Source organism: Novosphingobium sp. (assembly GCF_039595395.1).
In the GTDB taxonomy this organism is placed as follows: Bacteria; Pseudomonadota; Alphaproteobacteria; order Sphingomonadales; family Sphingomonadaceae; genus Novosphingobium.
Map to the genome: position 1 here is coordinate 442,960 of NZ_JBCNLP010000006.1, position 16,806 is coordinate 459,765.

Sequence of the window (16,806 nt, forward strand, 5' to 3'; positions counted from 1 at the left end):
ATTCTCTCCCGAATCTTCTCGCCGTCGCTGCGATGGGCATTGACAAGCGCATCCTCTTTGAGTGATGTTAACGCTATCAAAGGTGATGCGGCAAGAAAAATCGGTCGCGACAAATGCCGCTGGAGAGGGGTAGCATGTTCAAGTCCTGTCAGATCCGTGGGTCTGTGCTGTGCGCGGCATCCGCGATGGCCATGGTTTCGGCCATTTCGGCGCTTCCGCTTGGGGCTCCGGTTGCTCTGGCGGCCAGCGTGAAGGCCACTACGGCGGACGCGGTCTACAAGGATGCTAACGCTCCCATTGAGGCGCGAGTCGACGACCTGATCGCCCGCATGACGCTGGATGAGAAGATCGCCCAGATCACCGCCGTCTGGGATGCCAAATCCGAGATTTTCGACGCGAAGCTGCAGCTTGATCCCGCGAAGCTGGCTTCGCACTATCCTAACGGGCTGGGGCAATTCACGCGCCCCTCGGATGCCAAGGGTTCGGTCAGTCCGCGTGTGCTGCCGGGGCGGAACCCTGCGCAGACGGTGGCGCTGGTCAATGCGTTGCAGCATTGGGCCACAACGCAAACCCGGCTTGGCATCCCGATCCTGTTCCATGAAGAAGGGCTGCATGGTTACGCCGCTGTCGGCGCCACCAGCTTTCCGCAATCCATCGCCATGGCGTCATCCTGGGATCCGGCGATGCTGCGCGCGGTAAACGGCTTGATTGCAAGGGAAATCCGGGTGCGCGGCGTGTCTCAGGTGCTGGCGCCGGTGGTCGATATCGCCCGCGATCCGCGCTGGGGCCGCATTGAGGAAACCTATGGCGAAGACCCCTATCTTGTCGGCGAAATGGGCGTGGCCGCTGTCGAGGGCCTGCAGGGCCCCGGCCATGCGCGTGAACTGACGCCGGGCCATGTCTTCGCCACGCTCAAGCATCTCACCGGCCATGGCCAGCCCGAGAGCGGCACCAATGTTGGCCCCGCGCCGATCTCTGAACGCGAATTGCGCGAGAACTTCTTTCCGCCCTTCGAGCAGGTGGTCAAGCGCACCGGCATCGAGGCGGTGATGGCCAGCTACAATGAGATCGACGGCGTGCCCTCCCATGCCAACAAATGGCTGCTGGAAAAGGTGCTGCGCGGCGAATGGGGCTTTAAGGGGGCGGTGGTCAGCGATTATTCCGCCGTCGATCAGCTGATGAGCATCCACCATATCGCCCCCGATCTGGAGGGAGCGGCGAGGCGCGCGCTGGATGCGGGCGTGGACGCCGATCTGCCCGAGGGCCTGTCTTACAGCACTTTGGGCAAGGCAGTGCGCGAGGGCCGCGTCAGCGAGGCACAGGTGGACAAGGCCGTGCGCCGCATGCTGGACCTCAAATTCCGCGCCGGGCTTTTCGAGCATCCCTATGCCGATGCTGCGGCGGCTGAAAAGCTGACCAATGATGCGCAGGCCCGCGCTCTGGCGCTGACGGCGGCACAGCGTTCGATCACGCTGCTCAAGAACGATGGCATGCTGCCTCTGAAACCCGAGGGCACGATTGCCGTCATCGGGCCGAGCGCGGCGGTGGCGCGTCTGGGCGGCTATTACGGCCAACCGCCGCATAAGGTCTCGATCCTCGACGGCATCAGGGCCAAGGTGGGCGACAAGGCGAAGATCGTCTTCGCGCAGGGCGTGAAGATCACCGAGGATGACGACTGGTGGGCCGACAAGGTCACCAAATCGGACCCCGCTGAAAACCGCAAGCTGATCGCGGCGGCGGTGGAGGCGGCGCGCGGCGTGGATCGCATCGTGCTGACCCTTGGCGACACCGAGCAATCCAGCCGCGAGGGCTGGGCCGACAACCATCTGGGCGACCGCCCCAGCCTCGATCTGGTGGGCGAGCAGCAGGAGCTGTTCGATGCCTTGAAGGCGCTGGGCAAGCCGATTACCGTGGTGCTGATCAATGGCCGCCCGGCCTCGACGGTGAAGGTGTCCGAGCAGGCCAATGCCATCCTCGAAGGCTGGTATCTGGGCGAACAGGGCGGCAATGCTGTAGCCGATGTGCTATTCGGCGATGTGAACCCCGGTGGGCATCTGCCGGTCACCATCGCGCGTTCGGTGGGGCAGTTGCCGGTGTTCTACAACGCCAAGCCCAGCGCGCGGCGGGGCTATCTGTTTGATACCACGGCGCCGCTCTATCCCTTTGGTTTCGGGCTGAGCTACACCACGTTTGATCTTTCCGCGCCGCGTCTGGCAGCCAGCACCATCGGCAAGGCGGGGCAGACCACGGTTTCGGTCGATGTGCGCAACACCGGGGCACGGTTGGGTGACGAGGTGGTGCAGCTCTACATCCGCGACAAGGTCAGTTCGGTCACGCGGCCCATCAAGGAGCTGAAGGGCTTTGAACGCATCACGCTGAAGCCCGGCGAGACGCGGACCGTCACCTTCAACATCGGACCCGAGGCCTTGCAGATGTGGAACGACCAGATGCAGCGCGTCGTGGAACCCGGCGATTTCGAGATCATGACTGGCGACAATTCGGTCGATCTCAAGACGACCACGCTGACGGTGGCGCCATGATCCGGCGTCAGCTTCTGGGCGGTCTGCTGGCCAGCAGCGCCATGCTGGCGGCCACGCGGGCCGGGGCGGCGGCGACCAAACCGCTTTACAAGGATGCCGCCGCGCCGGTCGATCTGCGCGTGCGCGATCTGCTGTCGCGCATGACGCTGGAGGAGAAGGTCGGCCAGATCATTGCGCTCTGGGCCACCAAGGCGCAGGTCATGGATGATCTGACCTTCTCGCCCAAGAAGGCCAGCGCGGCCTATCCCGCCAGCTTCGGTCAGATCACGCGGCCTTCGGACCGGCGCGGGGCCTTGAATGGCTCGACGCAGGCGGGCGGGGTCGGCGCGCGCTGGCGTACCCCAGCCGATACGGTGCGCTTCATCAACGCCGTGCAGACATGGGCGCGCAATGAGACGCGCCTCGGCATCCCGGTGCTGTTCCATGAGGAAGCGCTGCATGGTTACATGGCGACGGGCGCCACCATGTTCCCCATGGCCATCGGCTTGGCGGGCAGCTTCGACCGCGATCTGATGCGCGAGGTCCAGTCGGTGATCGCGCGGGAAGTGCGGGCGAGGGGCGTGCATCTGGCGCTCTCGCCGGTGGTGGACATCGCGCGCGATCCGCGCTGGGGCCGCATCGAGGAAACCTATGGCGAGGACCCCTATCTCTGCGGGGAAATGGGCGTTGCCGCCGTGCTGGGCCTGCAGGGCGAGGGGCGTGAACTGCCCCCCGGCAAGGTCTTTGCCACGCTGAAACACATGACCGGTCACGGCCAGCCCCAGAGCGGCGACAACATCGCCCCCGCGCCGATCTCCCAGCGCGAATTGCGCGAGAATTTCCTGCCGCCTTTCCGCGCTGTGGTGAAGCGCACTGGCATCGGTGCGGTGATGCCCAGCTACAATGAGATCGACGGTGTCCCCAGCCATCAGAACCGCTGGCTGTTGACGGATGTGCTGCGCGGCGAATGGGACTTTGATGGCGCGGTGATCAGCGATTACGGCGCGGTGCCGGAGCTGGACACGATCCATCATGTGGCGGGTGATCTGGAAGCGGCGGCGCGTCACGCTCTGGCCGCGGGCGTGGATTGCGAGCTGCCCGACGGACTGGCGTTCCGCACGCTGGTCAGCCAAGTGCGTGAGGGCAAGGTGTCGCAAGCGGCGGTCGATACGGCCTGCGCGCACATGCTGACCCTGAAGTTCCGCGCCGGGCTGTTTGAAAACCCCTTCGCCGCGCCCGATTTCGACCGGCTGACCGGCAATGCGGAAGCCCGGGCTCTGGCTCTGAAGGCGGCGCATCGCTCGATCGTTCTGCTCAAGAATGATGGCATTTTGCCCTTGACGGCCGGTGCTCACAAGCGCGTGGCGGTGATCGGGCCCAATGCCGCCGTGGCACGTCTGGGCGGCTACAGCAGCGTTCCGCGTCAGGCGGTTTCTTTGCTGGAAGGCGTGAAGGCGCATCTGGCGGGCAAGGCGCAGGTGGAGTTCGCCCAAGGCGTTTTCATCACCCAAAGCGAAGACCGTTCCAGCGATGAGGTGTTGCTGGCCAATCCAGCCCGCAACCGCCAACTGATCGAGGAAGCGGTGGCTCTGGCGCAAAAATCCGACGTCATCCTGCTGGCCATCGGCGACACCGAACAGACTAGCCGCGAGGGTTTCGCCAAAAACCATCTGGGCGACCGCACCAGCCTCGATCTGGTGGGCGAGCAGAATGAATTGTTCGCCGCGCTGAAAGCCACGGGCAAGCCTGTGGTGGTCTGCGCGATCAATGGCCGTCCGCCAAGCTATCCTGCCGTGGCGGAGGGTGCCAATGCGCTGCTGGAATGCTGGTATCCGGGGCAGGAGGGCGGCACGGCAATGGCCGATATTCTCTTCGGCGCGGTCAATCCCGGCGCCAAGCTGCCCGTGACGGTGGCGCGCAATGCGGGGCAGATCCCCATCTTCTACAACCGCAAGCCCAGCGCCCGGCGCGGTTATGTTTTCGAGGATATTTCGCCGCTGTTTCCTTTCGGCTTCGGCCTCTCCTACACCAGCTTCGAGATCGGCCAGCCGCGCCTTTCCGCGCCGCAGATCGGCACGGCGGGGCAGGTGGTGGTCAGCACCACCGTGCGCAACACCGGCACCCGCGCGGGCGACGAAGTGGTGCAGCTCTACATCCACGATCAGGTGGCCTCCGTCACCCGCCCCATCAAGGAGTTGAAGGGCTTCGAACGCGTCACCCTCGCGCCCGGCGAAAGCCGCGAGGTCCGTTTCACCCTCGGCCCCGATGCTTTCTCCTTGTGGGATCTGAACATGGTCGAGCGCGTCGAACCGGGCCGCTTCGACATCATGGTCGGGCCCGACAGCGAAACCCTGCAATCCGTCACCCTCGACATCGTCTGAACAGGACCACACTCATGCCCATCATCACAGGCGCCAAGGTCATCGTCACCTGCCCCGGCCGCAATTTCGTCACCCTCAAGATCGAGACCGATGAGGGCGTCTACGGGCTTGGCGATGCCACGCTCAATGGCCGCGAACTTTCGGTGGCGAGCTATCTGCAGGACCATGTTATCCCCTGCCTGATCGGGCGCGACGCCCATCGCATCGAGGATATCTGGCAGTATCTCTACAAGGGCGCCTATTGGCGTCGCGGCCCCGTTACGATGACGGCGATTGCCGCTGTCGACATGGCGCTGTGGGACATCAAGGGCAAGATCGCGGGTCTGCCGCTCTACCAGCTTCTGGGCGGGGCGAGCCGCGAGGGCGTGATGGTCTATGGCCACGCCAATGGCACCAGCATCGAGGACACCGTCAAGGTCGCGCTGGAGTATCAGGCCAAGGGTTACAAGGCGATCCGCCTGCAATGCGGCGTGCCGGGCATGGCCAGCACCTATGGCGTCTCGAAGGACAAGGATTTTTACGAGCCCGCCGACAGCGACCTGCCCACCGAAAACGTCTGGAACACCAGCAAATATTTGCGCGTGGTGCCCGAACTGTTCAAGGCCGCGCGCGAGGCGCTGGGCTGGGAAGTGCATCTGCTGCATGACATCCACCACCGCCTCACCCCCATAGAAGCGGGTCGTCTGGGCAAGGATCTGGAGCCCTATCGCCCCTTCTGGCTGGAAGACGCCACCCCTGCCGAGAATCAGGAGGCCTTCAAGCTGATCCGCCAGCACACCACCGCGCCTCTGGCCGTGGGCGAGATCTTCAACTCGATCTGGGACGCCAAGGATCTGATCCAGAACCAGTTGATCGACTATATCCGCGCCACGGTGGTCCATGCCGGCGGCATCACCCATCTGCGCCGGATCGCGGCTTTGGCGGACCTCTATCAGATCCGCACCGGCTGCCATGGGGCTACCGATCTTTCGCCGGTCTGCATGGCCGCCGCGCTGCATTTCGATCTCTCCGTGCCCAATTTCGGCATTCAGGAGTATATGAAGCACACGGCGGAAACCGATGCAGTCTTCCCCCACGCCTACACCTTTGCAGATGGCATGATGCATCCGGGCGAAAAGCCGGGCCTCGGCGTGGAGATCGACGAGGAACTGGCCGCCAAATACGAATACAAGCGCGCCTTCCTGCCGGTGAACCGGCTGGAAGACGGCACGATGTACAACTGGTGAGCGCGCCGGTGGAGCAGACCAAACCCTCTGGCAAAATCCGCTGGGTGGTTTGCGCCCTGCTGTTTGCCGCCGTGGTGCTCAGCTACATCGACCGGCTGGTGCTGCCCACGCTGAAGCCCGATCTTCAGGCCCGCTATGGCTGGAGCGAGACCGGCTATGCCAGCCTCGCGATCTGGTTTCAGGCGGGCTATGGCGTGGCCTATGTGTTGTTCGGCCGCGTGATCGACAGGATCGGCGCGCGGACGGGTTATGCGCTGGCGGTGGGGCTGTGGACCTTTGGCCATATGCTCCACGCCTGCTTTACCAGCACCACCGGCATGCTGCTGGCGCGCATCCCCTTGGCCATCGGTGAGGCGGGGACCTTCCCCGCCGCGCTGAGCGCCACCAATGAATGGTTCCCCCGGCGGGAACGGGCTTTGGCCATCGGCATCTTCAACGCGGGGTCGAATGTGGGGGCCATCGTCACGCCACTGCTAGTGCCGGTGATCGCGGTGACTCTGGGCTGGCGCTGGGCCTTTATCCTCACTGGCCTGCTGACGGTGGTGTGGCTGGCGGCATGGCTGGCGATCTATCGCCGCCCGCGCGACAAGGCTGGCCTGTCCCCCGAGGAACTGGCCTGGATCGAGGCGGAGCCTGCCGAACCCCAGCGCTCTGTCCCCTGGCTCAGCCTGTTCCGCCATCGCCAGACATGGGCCTATCTGATGGGCCGCTTTCTGATCGATCCGGTGTGGTGGACCTTCCTGTTCTGGCTGCCCGATTTCTTCAACCGGCAGTATCATGTGAAGATGCTCGATTTCGGGCCGCCGCTGATCGCGGTGTACCTGCTGGCCGATGTCGGATCGGTGGCGGGCGGCTGGCTGTCCTCGCGGCTGATGGGGCGCGGCTGGTCGGCCAATCGCGCGCGCAAAGGCGCGATGTTCTGCTCTGCGCTGTTTGCCCTGCCGATCGCCTTTGCCGCTCAGGCGCCCAGCCTGTGGGTGGCGGTGCTGCTGATCGGCCTCGCCTGCGCCGCGCATCAGGGCTTTTCCGCCAATGTTTACGCTTTGCCGGGCGATCTCTTTCCGCGCTGGATGGCGGGCTCCGTCATCGGCATCGGCGGCTTGGCCGGAGCTTTGGGCGGCATGCTGATGGCCAAATATGCCGGCATGATCCTGGAGAGCGTCGGCAGCTTCCAGCCCATCTTTATCCTCGCCTCCTGCGCCTATCTGGTGGCGCTGCTTGTCCTTCACCTGATCGTTCCGCGTTACGCGCCGGTCTCGCTTTCGGAAGATCCCGCATGAAGCCCCTTCGTCTCCACCCCGACCGCCTGTTTCCGGCTGAAACGCGCACCCGCGACATCGCTCGCGCGCTTTACGCCACCGTCAGCGACCTGCCGATCATCAGCCCGCACGGGCACACCGATCCTGCGTGGTTCGCCTATAACGAGCCCTTCGCCAACCCCTCCGATCTGCTGATCGTGCCGGACCATTATGTGTTCCGCATGCTGATGAGCCAGGGTGTGGCGCTGGACCAACTGGGCATCCCGACCGTGGACGGCAGCCCCACCGAGAGCGACCCGCGCGCCATCTGGAGCCGGTTTGCCGCGCATTATCACCTGTTCGCGGGCACGCCCTCGCGCATGTGGCTGGACTATGTGTTCACGCAGGTCTTCGGCCTCGATGTGCGGCTGGAGCCCGCCACCGCAGCCCTCTATTACGACACCATCGACGCCGCGCTGAAAACCCCGGACTTCCGCCCCCGCGCCCTGTTCGAGCGCTTCAACATCGAGGCCATCGCCACCACCGAGGGCCCGCTCGACCCGCTGCTCCACCACAAGGCGATCCGCGAGAGCGGCTGGGGTGTCAAGGTTGTCACCGCCTATCGCCCCGATCCGGTGATGGACCCGGACGATCCGCGCTTTATCGAGAAGGTGAAGGCTTTCTGCGCCATGACGGGCGAGGATGTCGGCAGCTTTGCCGGCTATCTGCGCGCCCATGAAAAGCGCCGTGCCGATTTCCGCGCGGCGGGCGCCACCAGCACCGATCACGGCCACCCCACGGCCTTCACCGCCCATCTCTCGCGCCCCGAGATCGAGGCGCTTTACGCCAAGGTGATGGAAGGCCCCGTCAGCGCGGCGGAGGCCGAGCTGTTCCGTGGCCATATGCTGGTGGAAATGGCGCGCATGTCGATCGAGGACGGCATGGTGATGCAGCTCCACCCCGGCGTCTGGCGCAGTCACAATGATGCGGTTCTGGCGCGCTTCGGGCGCGACAAGGGCGGCGATATTCCCATGCCGGGCGAGTTCGTCCGCGCGCTCAAACCCCTGCTGGATCTTTATGGCAACGATCCGCGCCTGACGCTGATCCTCTTCACTCTGGATGAGGATGTCTATGCCCGCGAACTGGCGCCGCTGGCGGGCCATTATCCCGCGCTGAAGCTTGGCCCGCCCTGGTGGTTCCATGACAGCCCGGAAGGCATGCGCCGTTTCCGCGAAAACGTCACCGAGACCGCCGGTTTCTACAACACCGTTGGCTTCAACGACGACACGCGCGCCTTCCTTTCGATCCCGGCGCGCCATGATGTGGCGCGGCGCATGGATTGCGGCTTCCTCGCCCGTCTGGTGGCCGAGCACCGGCTGGAAGAGGACGAGGCCTTCGAACTGGCCCATGCACTCTCCTATGGGCTGGCCAAGCAGGCGTACCGGCTGTGACGCGCCTGTCTCAAGCCACGCTGGGCGGCCTGCCGGGCGATGTGCTGCGCCCGACCTATGATCGCGATGCGGTGAAGGTGGGCGTTGTCCATCTGGGCATCGGCGCCTTCCACCGGGCGCATCAGGCGGCGATGTTCGACGATGTGCTGAGCGCGGGCGATCTGCGCTGGGGCATCGTGGCGGCGTCCTTGCGCTCGCCCGCAGTGCGCGATCAGATGGCGCCTCAGGACGGGCTCTACACCATGCTGGTGCGCGATGGGCAGCAGCAGACTGCCCGCATCATGGGCGCCGTGCAAAAGGTGCTGATCGCGCCCGAGGCTCCGGCGGAGCTGCTGGCCGTCATGGCCGCGCCCGACACCCAGATCGTCACGCTGACCATCACGGAAAAGGGCTACAAGCTGGACCCGGCGAGCGGCGCGCTGATCGAGGATGATCCGCAACTGGCGGCGGATATGCTGTCGCTGGAAACGCCGCGGACGGCTTTGGGCTATATCGTGGCGGCTCTGGCGATGCGGCGTTCGGCGGGGCTCAAGCCCTTCACGGCGATCTCCTGCGATAATCTGCCGCATAATGGTGCACGCCTGCGCGGCGGGGTGCTGGCTCTGGCGCGGCATCATGACCCTGACCTTGCCGTCTGGATCGAGGCCTATGGCGCTTTCCCCGAAACCATGGTGGACCGCATCGTGCCCGCCACCACGCCTCAGGACGTTGCCGATCTGGCGCAACGCCTCGGCGTGGAAGACCACGCCATGGTCAAGACCGAGCCCTTCACCCAATGGGTGATCGAGGATCATTTCTGCGGGCCCCGTCCGGCCTTCGGCGCGGGCGTGCAACTGACCGCCGCCGTCGCCCCCTGGGAGGAGGCCAAGCTGCGCCTGCTCAATGGCGCGCATAGCGGCATCGCCTATCTGGGCGGTCTGGCGGGGCTGGCGCATGTGCATGAGGTGCTGCAGCGCCCCGAGGCCCGCGCCTTCGTCGAGCAGCTCTGGGATGAGGCGCAGACCACTCTGTCGCCGCCGCCCGAGCTGGATATCGCCGCCTATCGCAAGGCGCTGATGGCGCGCTTCGACAATTCCACGCTGATGCATCGCACCCATCAGATCGCGATGGATGGTTCCCAGAAGCTGCCTCAGCGGCTGCTGGCGCCGATCATGGCGCGGCTGGCGGCGGGGCAGGGGATCGAGGCATTGTCGCTGCCGGTGGCGGGCTGGATCCGCTGGCAGGCCGGGCGCGACGATACGGGCGAAACCTTCGCCATCGATGATCCGCTGGCCGGGGTGATGGCGCAGCGTCTGGCCGGGGCGGCAGATGCCGAGGCGCGGGTCGATGCTGTGCTGGGGCTTGAGGCTGTGGTGCCGCCTGCCCTGCAAGACCATACACAATTCCGCGCGGCCTTGATCCGCTGGCTCACCATTCTGGAAACACAGGGCGCGCTGGTTGCGCTGGCTCTTTGCAAGGATGTTTCGTGATGAAATTGCTGTCTTGCGTGGCGGCGCTTTCGCTGGCCGCCACGCCCGCTTTCGCTGATGCGCCGAAACTGGTGAAACAAGGCACCGCCACCCAGTTGCAGGTGCAGGGCAAGCCCATGCTGCTGCTCGCAGGCGAACTCGGCAACAGCAGTGACACCAGCGAGGCCTATATGGCGCCGCACTGGAAACGCCTGCGCGCGATGCATCTCAACACCGTGCTGGCGCCGGTTTCATGGGAGCTGATCGAGCCCAAAGAGGGCCAGTATGACTGGTCCAGCGTCGATACGCTGATCCGCAATGCGCGGGCCAACAATCTGCATCTGGTGTTCCTGTGGTTCGGGGCGTGGAAGAACTCCATGTCGACGTATGTGCCGGCCTGGGTGAAGCGGGATCAGGCCCGTTTCCCGCGCGCCCAACTGCCGAGCGGGCAGGGGGTGGACATCCTCTCCTCCATGGCGCCCGCGACCTTGGCGGCGGATCAGAAGGTCTTTGCCGCGCTGCTGGCGCATATCAAGGCGGTCGATGCCCAGCAGAACACCGTGCTGATGGTGCAGGTGGAGAACGAAATCGGCATGCTGCCGGTGGCGCGCGATTATGGCCCGCAGGCCGATGCCGCCTATCGCGGACAGGTGCCTGCCGAGCTGATGAGCTATCTCCAGCAGCACCATGACACTTTGGTCCCCGCCATGCGTCAGCGCTGGGAGGACAATGGCGCCAGAACCAGCGGCACATGGGCCGAGGTGTTCGGGCCGGGCACGGCCTCGGAAGAAATTTTCACCGCTTGGCACTATGCGCACTTTGCCGATGGGCTGACCCGCGCTGGCAAGGGCGCTTACGCTCTGCCGATGTATGTCAATGTGGCGCTGAACCGGCCCGGCCGCGCGCCCGGCGAATATCCCAGCGGGGGGCCGTTGCCGCATCTGATCGATGTGTGGAAGGCCGGGGCGCCCTCGCTCGATTTTCTGGCGCCCGATATCTATTTCACCAACTTCGTTGATATCGTTAACACGTACAAGCGGCCCGACAATCCGCTGTTCATTCCCGAGGCCAACAACGCCGATCATCCGCAGGTGCCGGGCAATGCTTTCTATGCGATAGGCAAGCTGGATGCGATCGGTTTCGGGCCTTTCTCCATCGAATCGGTGGACGAGAAACCGGGGGCTCTGGCGGGTGCCTATGATGTGCTGGAGCAGATTTCACCGCAGATTCTCGCGGCACAGGGGCTCGGGCGCATGTCGGGCTTTCGGCCGCGCGCGCTCTATGATGGCACGCTGATCTATGAGCCTGTCACCGAGCGTATCGGCGATTATCGTTTCACCGTCAGCTTCGCCGATATCGTCAAGCCCGAGGCCACGCCCGAGACCGGCAAGGCCGGGGCGGTGATCGTCCAGACGGGCCCGGAAGACTATATCGTGGCGGGGCAGGGTGTTACCGTTACCTTTGAGCCTGTCGGGCCGGGTCCGCGTCTGGCGGGAATCGACAGCGCGTGGGAAGGGCATTTCGATGCCCAGAACCGCTGGATTGCGGGCCGTCTGCTCAATGGAGACCAGACTCACCAGGGGCGGCATATCCAGTTGGCGCCCGGAGAATTCCAGATCCAGCGTATAAAATTGTATCGCTACCAATAGGCTATGGATCTCTGCTTGACAGGCAGAATGGGGGGAGTAAAAACCTCCTATTGATAGCGCTATCATGAAGGGCCCGAGATAACCGGCCAAGAGATCGCGCTCAGGAGAGGTCGATGTCCATCAATCACCAGCGCTTTTGCGTTCCGCCCAGATTGCCGTGCTGCCTCACCGGGACAGGATCTCCCGGCAAGAGGCCGACAGGAACGGGCGCCGCTTAGGCGATTCGCGCTTCTGGCTGAGCGCCTGTCGGCCTGGAACCGATGGGGCGATCATCAGCCCAAGAGCATCTGAAAAGCCGCACGCCGGACAACATCCGGCGATGCGGAGCTATGTCGGCGCGCCTGGAAGCGGGCCGATCGCATGAATTGCATGACTATGGGACGCAGAGGCCGGGTTCAGACCGCCATGCGCCACATCGTGTTTGGGAATGGGGTAGGCACATGACATACAAGAAAATGACCGTGATGATGGGGTTGGCGACTGGCGTTTCCAGCTTTGGTTTCCTGGCCATGCCGGCTTGCGCGCAGCAGGCGCCGGCTGCCGCGACGAGCGCGGCGGACCAGCAGGCCCCCGCCAATGAGATCATCGTGACCGGCTATCGCGCCAGTCTGCAGCGTTCGGCGGAGCTGAAGAAGAACAACATCGGCCTGACCGAAACCATTCTGGCCGAAGACATCGGCAAGTTCCCGGATTCGAACATTGCTGAATCGCTCAGCCGCGTGCCGGGCGTGACCATCAGCCGCGACAATGACGGCGAGGGTGTGAACGCCGCCATCCGTGGTCTGGGTTCGGCCTTCACGCAGGTGACGCTGAACGGCGCGGCGATCATGGTCGGCTCGACCGGCACCGCCGATGGTTCGGGCACGGGCCGTCAGGTCGACCTCAACTACTTCCCGACCGAGCTGTTCACCTCGATCACCGTCGAGAAAAGCTCGCGCGCCGATATTCTGGAAGGCGGCGCCGCCGGTTCGATCGATCTGCGCACCGCGCATCCCTTCGACAAGCCGGGCACGCATTTCACCATCTCGATGGACGGGCTTTACAACACCAATGCCAAGAAGCCCGGCTATAAGGGCGCGGCGGTGTTCAGCGCCACCAAGGGTGAGTTCGGCATTCTGGTCGGTGTGTCGGGCATCAGCAATCAGGTCAATTCCAACGGCTTTGAGTCGGTGGGCTGGACCGAGCCCAACCTGTCCGCTGCGCAGAACACCACCTCGACGCGCAACAACATCAACGGCACCGGCAGCAACGGCAGCAGCTGGAACATTCCCGCTACCGTTCCGGCTGGCGCTGGCAATGGTCTGGTGACGGGCAGCACGCTCAATCAGGCGGCGCTGCTGGCGTTGAACCCTGGCCTCACCATCACGCAGCTTAACCAGGCGCTGATCCCGCGTCTGGGCCGCGAGTTCAACGAATTTGGCTCGCGCAAGCGCATCACCGGCGTCGTCTCGCTGGAGTATAAGGGCGACGACAACGGGCTGCATCTGTATCTCGACAGCATGCTGTCGAAGGCGCGCAACCAGGAACAGCGCATCGATATGGACTGGGTGGGCCGTAACGGCAGCGCCATCCCGATCGGCCTGCAGGTGGACAGCAATGGCGTGGTGACCTCGGGCACCTTTGCCAATGCGCAGTCCTTCCTGGAATACCGCCCCTATGACGAGAAGCTGACCTATTACGGCTTCAATCCGGGCGGCGAATATCAGATCACCAATCACCTGAAGATCGATGTTCGTGGCGATGTCACGCACAGCTCCTTCTATCGCCAGTCGCCTTCGGTGCTGGTGTCGACGGTGCTGGGGTCGGGCGATACGGTCACTTACTCCAACAACAACGGCAATGTGAACATTGCGTCGAGCACCGATCTCGACAATCCGGCCAATTTCAACTGGAACGGTGGGCGCGTCAACATTCAGGACGAAAAGCGCCAGACCACCACCAAGGGCATTCGCGGCAATCTGCGCTGGGATCACGGTGATATCGTGGTGCGCGTGGGCGCGGCCTATGACGACAATTATCGCAACATCGTCGCCTATGACAACTCCACGCTGTGGCAGAATGCCGTCTGCGGCAACCAGCCCAATGTGGCGATGCTGGCACCCAACGCCTCGCCCGCCTGCCTTGGCCTGAATGCGCCGGGTTCGGCGGCCGCGCTCTATCCCGGCTATGGCACGGGTGCGACCGCAGGGCAGACGGGTTCGGTGCAATATCTGGGCTCGCTGATCCCGCAGGCCTCGCTGGCCAATTATCTGATGCCGGGGCCGCGCGGTTTCGTCACCGTCAACTGGCCTGCTTTTGCGGCGGCCTCGAACTACAATTACTACAATTCGACGGCGCCTTTCTCGACCTCGTCCAACACCGGCGCCAATTCGGGCCAGTTTGAGGAAAAGAACTTCGGCGCCTATATCGAGGCCGACGACAAGTTCGAGATCGGTGACAACACGCTGCGCCTGAACGGCGGTGTGCGCTTCATCCACACCAACCAGCGCATCGGTGGCTATGTCGCCAATGGCGCGGTGACACAGGCCAATTCCACGCTGACCAGCGGTGGCCTGTATCCCACCGTGGGCTTTGCGGCCTTCAACTTCATCAACACCTACAACTCATACAGCTATGCCCTGCCGGCCTTCACGGCGGACTTCAACCTCGGCCGTCATGCGGTGTTCCGCGCATCGTGGTCGAAGACTTTGACCCGTCCCGATCCGAACGCGATGCTGCCGGGTGTGAACTACTCCGATCCTTCGGCTTATGCGGTGTCGCTGGGCAATCCGGCGCTGGCGCCTTATCTGTCGAAGAACCTCGACCTTGGCTTTGAATATTATACGGGCAAGGAAGGTTACATCGCGGTTGCCGCCTATCGCAAGTCGATCACCGGCTTCACCCAGTCGCAGAACATTGCCAGCACTTTCGGCAGCCTGGCGCAATATGGCATCAACATCAACACGGTGACCCAGCAGCAGGCAGCCGTCATCAATGCCAATGGCGGCAACAGCTCGCCGATCTCGATCAGCGAGCAGGTCAATGCCGGCAATCTGGTGATCAACGGCGCCGAGTTCACCGTGGTCCAGCCGCTGGACTTCATTCTGGCGCCGCATGGCCATGGCATCAAGGGGTTGGGCGTGATCGGCAACGTCACCGTGATCGACCAGTCGAGCGCCAGCGTGCCGGCCGTGATCGCGACGGGTGTGGCCCATACGACCTACAACCTCACGCTCTATTACGATCACAAGGGCGTGTCGGCACGGTTGCTGTATAACTACACCGGCGGTTCGCTGGCGGCGGCGGGGCCTCAGAACGGGCTCAACAATTTCGCGATCTACAATGACTCGCATAAGGAGCTGGACTTCTCCGCCAATCTCGATCTGCAGAAGATCTTTGGTGGCAGCGCTTACCTGCCCACAATGTCTTTCAACGTCAACAATCTGACCAAGAGCCATATCCGCACCTATCTCCAGTATAAGAACGTGACCTATTCGGACTACAATCCGGGCACGACCTATTCGCTGGGTCTGCGCGAGAAGTTCTGACACAACCGCCTTGCCGCGGATGATCATAAAAAGGGAAGGGCCGGGCGAAAACCCGGTCCTTTCCGTATGCCGGAGACGATGTCGATGAGTTCTGTGCTGCGTGCTGCCCTTGCTTCCCTGCTGGCCCTTTCGCCGCTTGCGGCTCATGCGGCGCCTTGCACGCCGCAATGGGTGACGGGCTGGGCCTCCTCGCAGATGGTGCCTACGGGCGACAATGCCTTGCCCGCGGGCAGCCTTGGCGGGGCGACGTTGCGACAGATCATCCGTCCTTCCATTGACGGGACAGGGCTGCGTATCCGGCTTTCCAACGCCTATGGCACGGCGCCTCTGCATATCGACGGCGCCACTCTGGCCCGCGCGGTGAAGGCGGGAAGCGCGGCGATCGATCCTGCCTCGCTGATCGCGCTGCATTTCGACGGTCAGGCGGGGGTGACCATTCCCGCCGGGGCCGACTATCTCTCCGATCCGGTCGATCTGCCCCTCCATGCTTTCGACGATCTGGCGGTTACCCTGCATTACGCGCAGGATCCGCAGGGGCAGACGTCTCACCCCGGATCGCGCACCACCTCATGGCTGCTGGCGGGCGATCATCTGGCCGATGCCGATCTGCCGGGCGCCAGGGCGTTCCAGCACTGGTTCACCCTTTCGGCTCTGGAGGTTGCGCGCTGCGAGGCGCCGCGCCTGATCGTGGCGCTGGGCGATTCCATCACCGACGGCCACGGCGCCACAGATGACGCCAACGACCGCTGGACCGATGATTTCGCCCGCCGCCTTCAGGCCGATCCGGCAACGCGCGGACTGGCCATCGTCAATCAGGGCATCGGTGGCAACCGGTTGCTGCATGATGGGCTTGGGCCCAATGCGCTCTCGCGGCTGGACCGCGATGTGCTGGTGCAGCCGGGCGTGGCCTGGGTGGTGGTGCTCGAAGGCATCAACGACATCGGCACGCTGACCCGCGAGGCGCCGGTCGATGCGGCGGCGCATCAGGCACTGGTCGATCAGATGATCGGCGCCTATCGCCAGATCATCGCGCGGGCGCATGGGCAGGGGATCAAGGTGGTGGGCGGCACGGTGATGCCCTTCATGGGCAACGCCTATTACCACCCCGATGCGCGCAATGAGGCGGATCGGCAGGCCGTCAACCGCTGGATCCGCGAGAAGGGGCATTTCGATGCGGTGGTGGATTTCGATCAGGCGATGCGCGATCCGGCCCAGCCCGACCGCTTGCTGCCCGCCTATGATCTGGGCGACCATCTGCATCCGTCCCCGGCCGGTTACCGGGCAATGGCGCAGAGCATTCCCCTTGCCCTGTTCGGCGGGCGCTAGGGCTCGCTCATGGTTTGAAACGCGGCCTTGGGTTCAGTCCC

The 16,806-nt window shown here is 64.0% G+C and carries 9 protein-coding genes; all 9 read left to right on the forward strand.

All coding sequences use genetic code 11. The features are described 5' to 3' along the window. Positions 1 to 134 precede the first annotated feature (134 nt). The 9 genes from ABDW49_RS22075 to ABDW49_RS22115 all read left to right on the forward strand — a co-directional run bounded on the left by ABDW49_RS22075 (position 135) and on the right by ABDW49_RS22115 (position 16,765). The gene (locus ABDW49_RS22075; RefSeq protein WP_343615287.1) at positions 135 to 2,540 is read left to right on the forward strand and encodes a glycoside hydrolase family 3 N-terminal domain-containing protein; all 2,406 of its coding nucleotides are present in this window, start codon (positions 135 to 137) and stop codon (positions 2,538 to 2,540) included. Continuing rightward, positions 2,537 to 4,900, forward strand: a complete 2,364-nt coding sequence (locus ABDW49_RS22080; protein WP_343615289.1) for a glycoside hydrolase family 3 N-terminal domain-containing protein — start codon at positions 2,537 to 2,539, stop codon at positions 4,898 to 4,900. Before ABDW49_RS22075 ends, ABDW49_RS22080 begins: the two co-directional genes overlap by 4 nt. A gap of 14 nt (positions 4,901 to 4,914) precedes the next feature. Continuing rightward, positions 4,915 to 6,126 carry a D-mannonate dehydratase ManD gene (gene manD, locus ABDW49_RS22085; protein WP_343615290.1) on the forward strand — a complete coding sequence of 404 codons (1,212 nt, stop codon included), beginning with the start codon at positions 4,915 to 4,917 and terminating at the stop codon, positions 6,124 to 6,126. Beyond that, the gene (locus tag ABDW49_RS22090) at positions 6,123 to 7,406 is read left to right on the forward strand and encodes an MFS transporter (protein WP_343615291.1); all 1,284 of its coding nucleotides are present in this window, start codon (positions 6,123 to 6,125) and stop codon (positions 7,404 to 7,406) included. The genes manD and ABDW49_RS22090 overlap by 4 nt, the downstream gene beginning before the upstream one ends. Beyond that, complete coding sequence (gene uxaC, locus ABDW49_RS22095; protein WP_343615292.1) at positions 7,403 to 8,815, forward strand: glucuronate isomerase; 1,413 nt, start codon at positions 7,403 to 7,405, stop codon at positions 8,813 to 8,815. Before ABDW49_RS22090 ends, uxaC begins: the two co-directional genes overlap by 4 nt. After that, a complete protein-coding gene (locus ABDW49_RS22100; RefSeq protein ID WP_343615293.1) occupies positions 8,812 to 10,284 on the forward strand; it encodes a mannitol dehydrogenase family protein in 1,473 nt (490 codons plus the stop codon). Before uxaC ends, ABDW49_RS22100 begins: the two co-directional genes overlap by 4 nt. After that, the gene (locus ABDW49_RS22105) at positions 10,284 to 11,912 is read left to right on the forward strand and encodes a DUF5597 domain-containing protein (protein ID WP_343615294.1); all 1,629 of its coding nucleotides are present in this window, start codon (positions 10,284 to 10,286) and stop codon (positions 11,910 to 11,912) included. Before ABDW49_RS22100 ends, ABDW49_RS22105 begins: the two co-directional genes overlap by 1 nt. Before the next feature lie 440 nt (positions 11,913 to 12,352). Beyond that, entirely contained in the window at positions 12,353 to 15,439 is a 3,087-nt protein-coding gene (locus ABDW49_RS22110) for a TonB-dependent receptor (protein ID WP_343615296.1), read from the forward strand. Positions 15,440 to 15,523: 84 nt separating this feature from the next. Further along, positions 15,524 to 16,765 (forward strand): SGNH/GDSL hydrolase family protein, encoded by a 1,242-nt coding sequence (locus tag ABDW49_RS22115; RefSeq protein WP_343615298.1) that lies wholly within the window; start codon positions 15,524 to 15,526, stop codon positions 16,763 to 16,765. Positions 16,766 to 16,806: the final 41 nt, after the last annotated feature.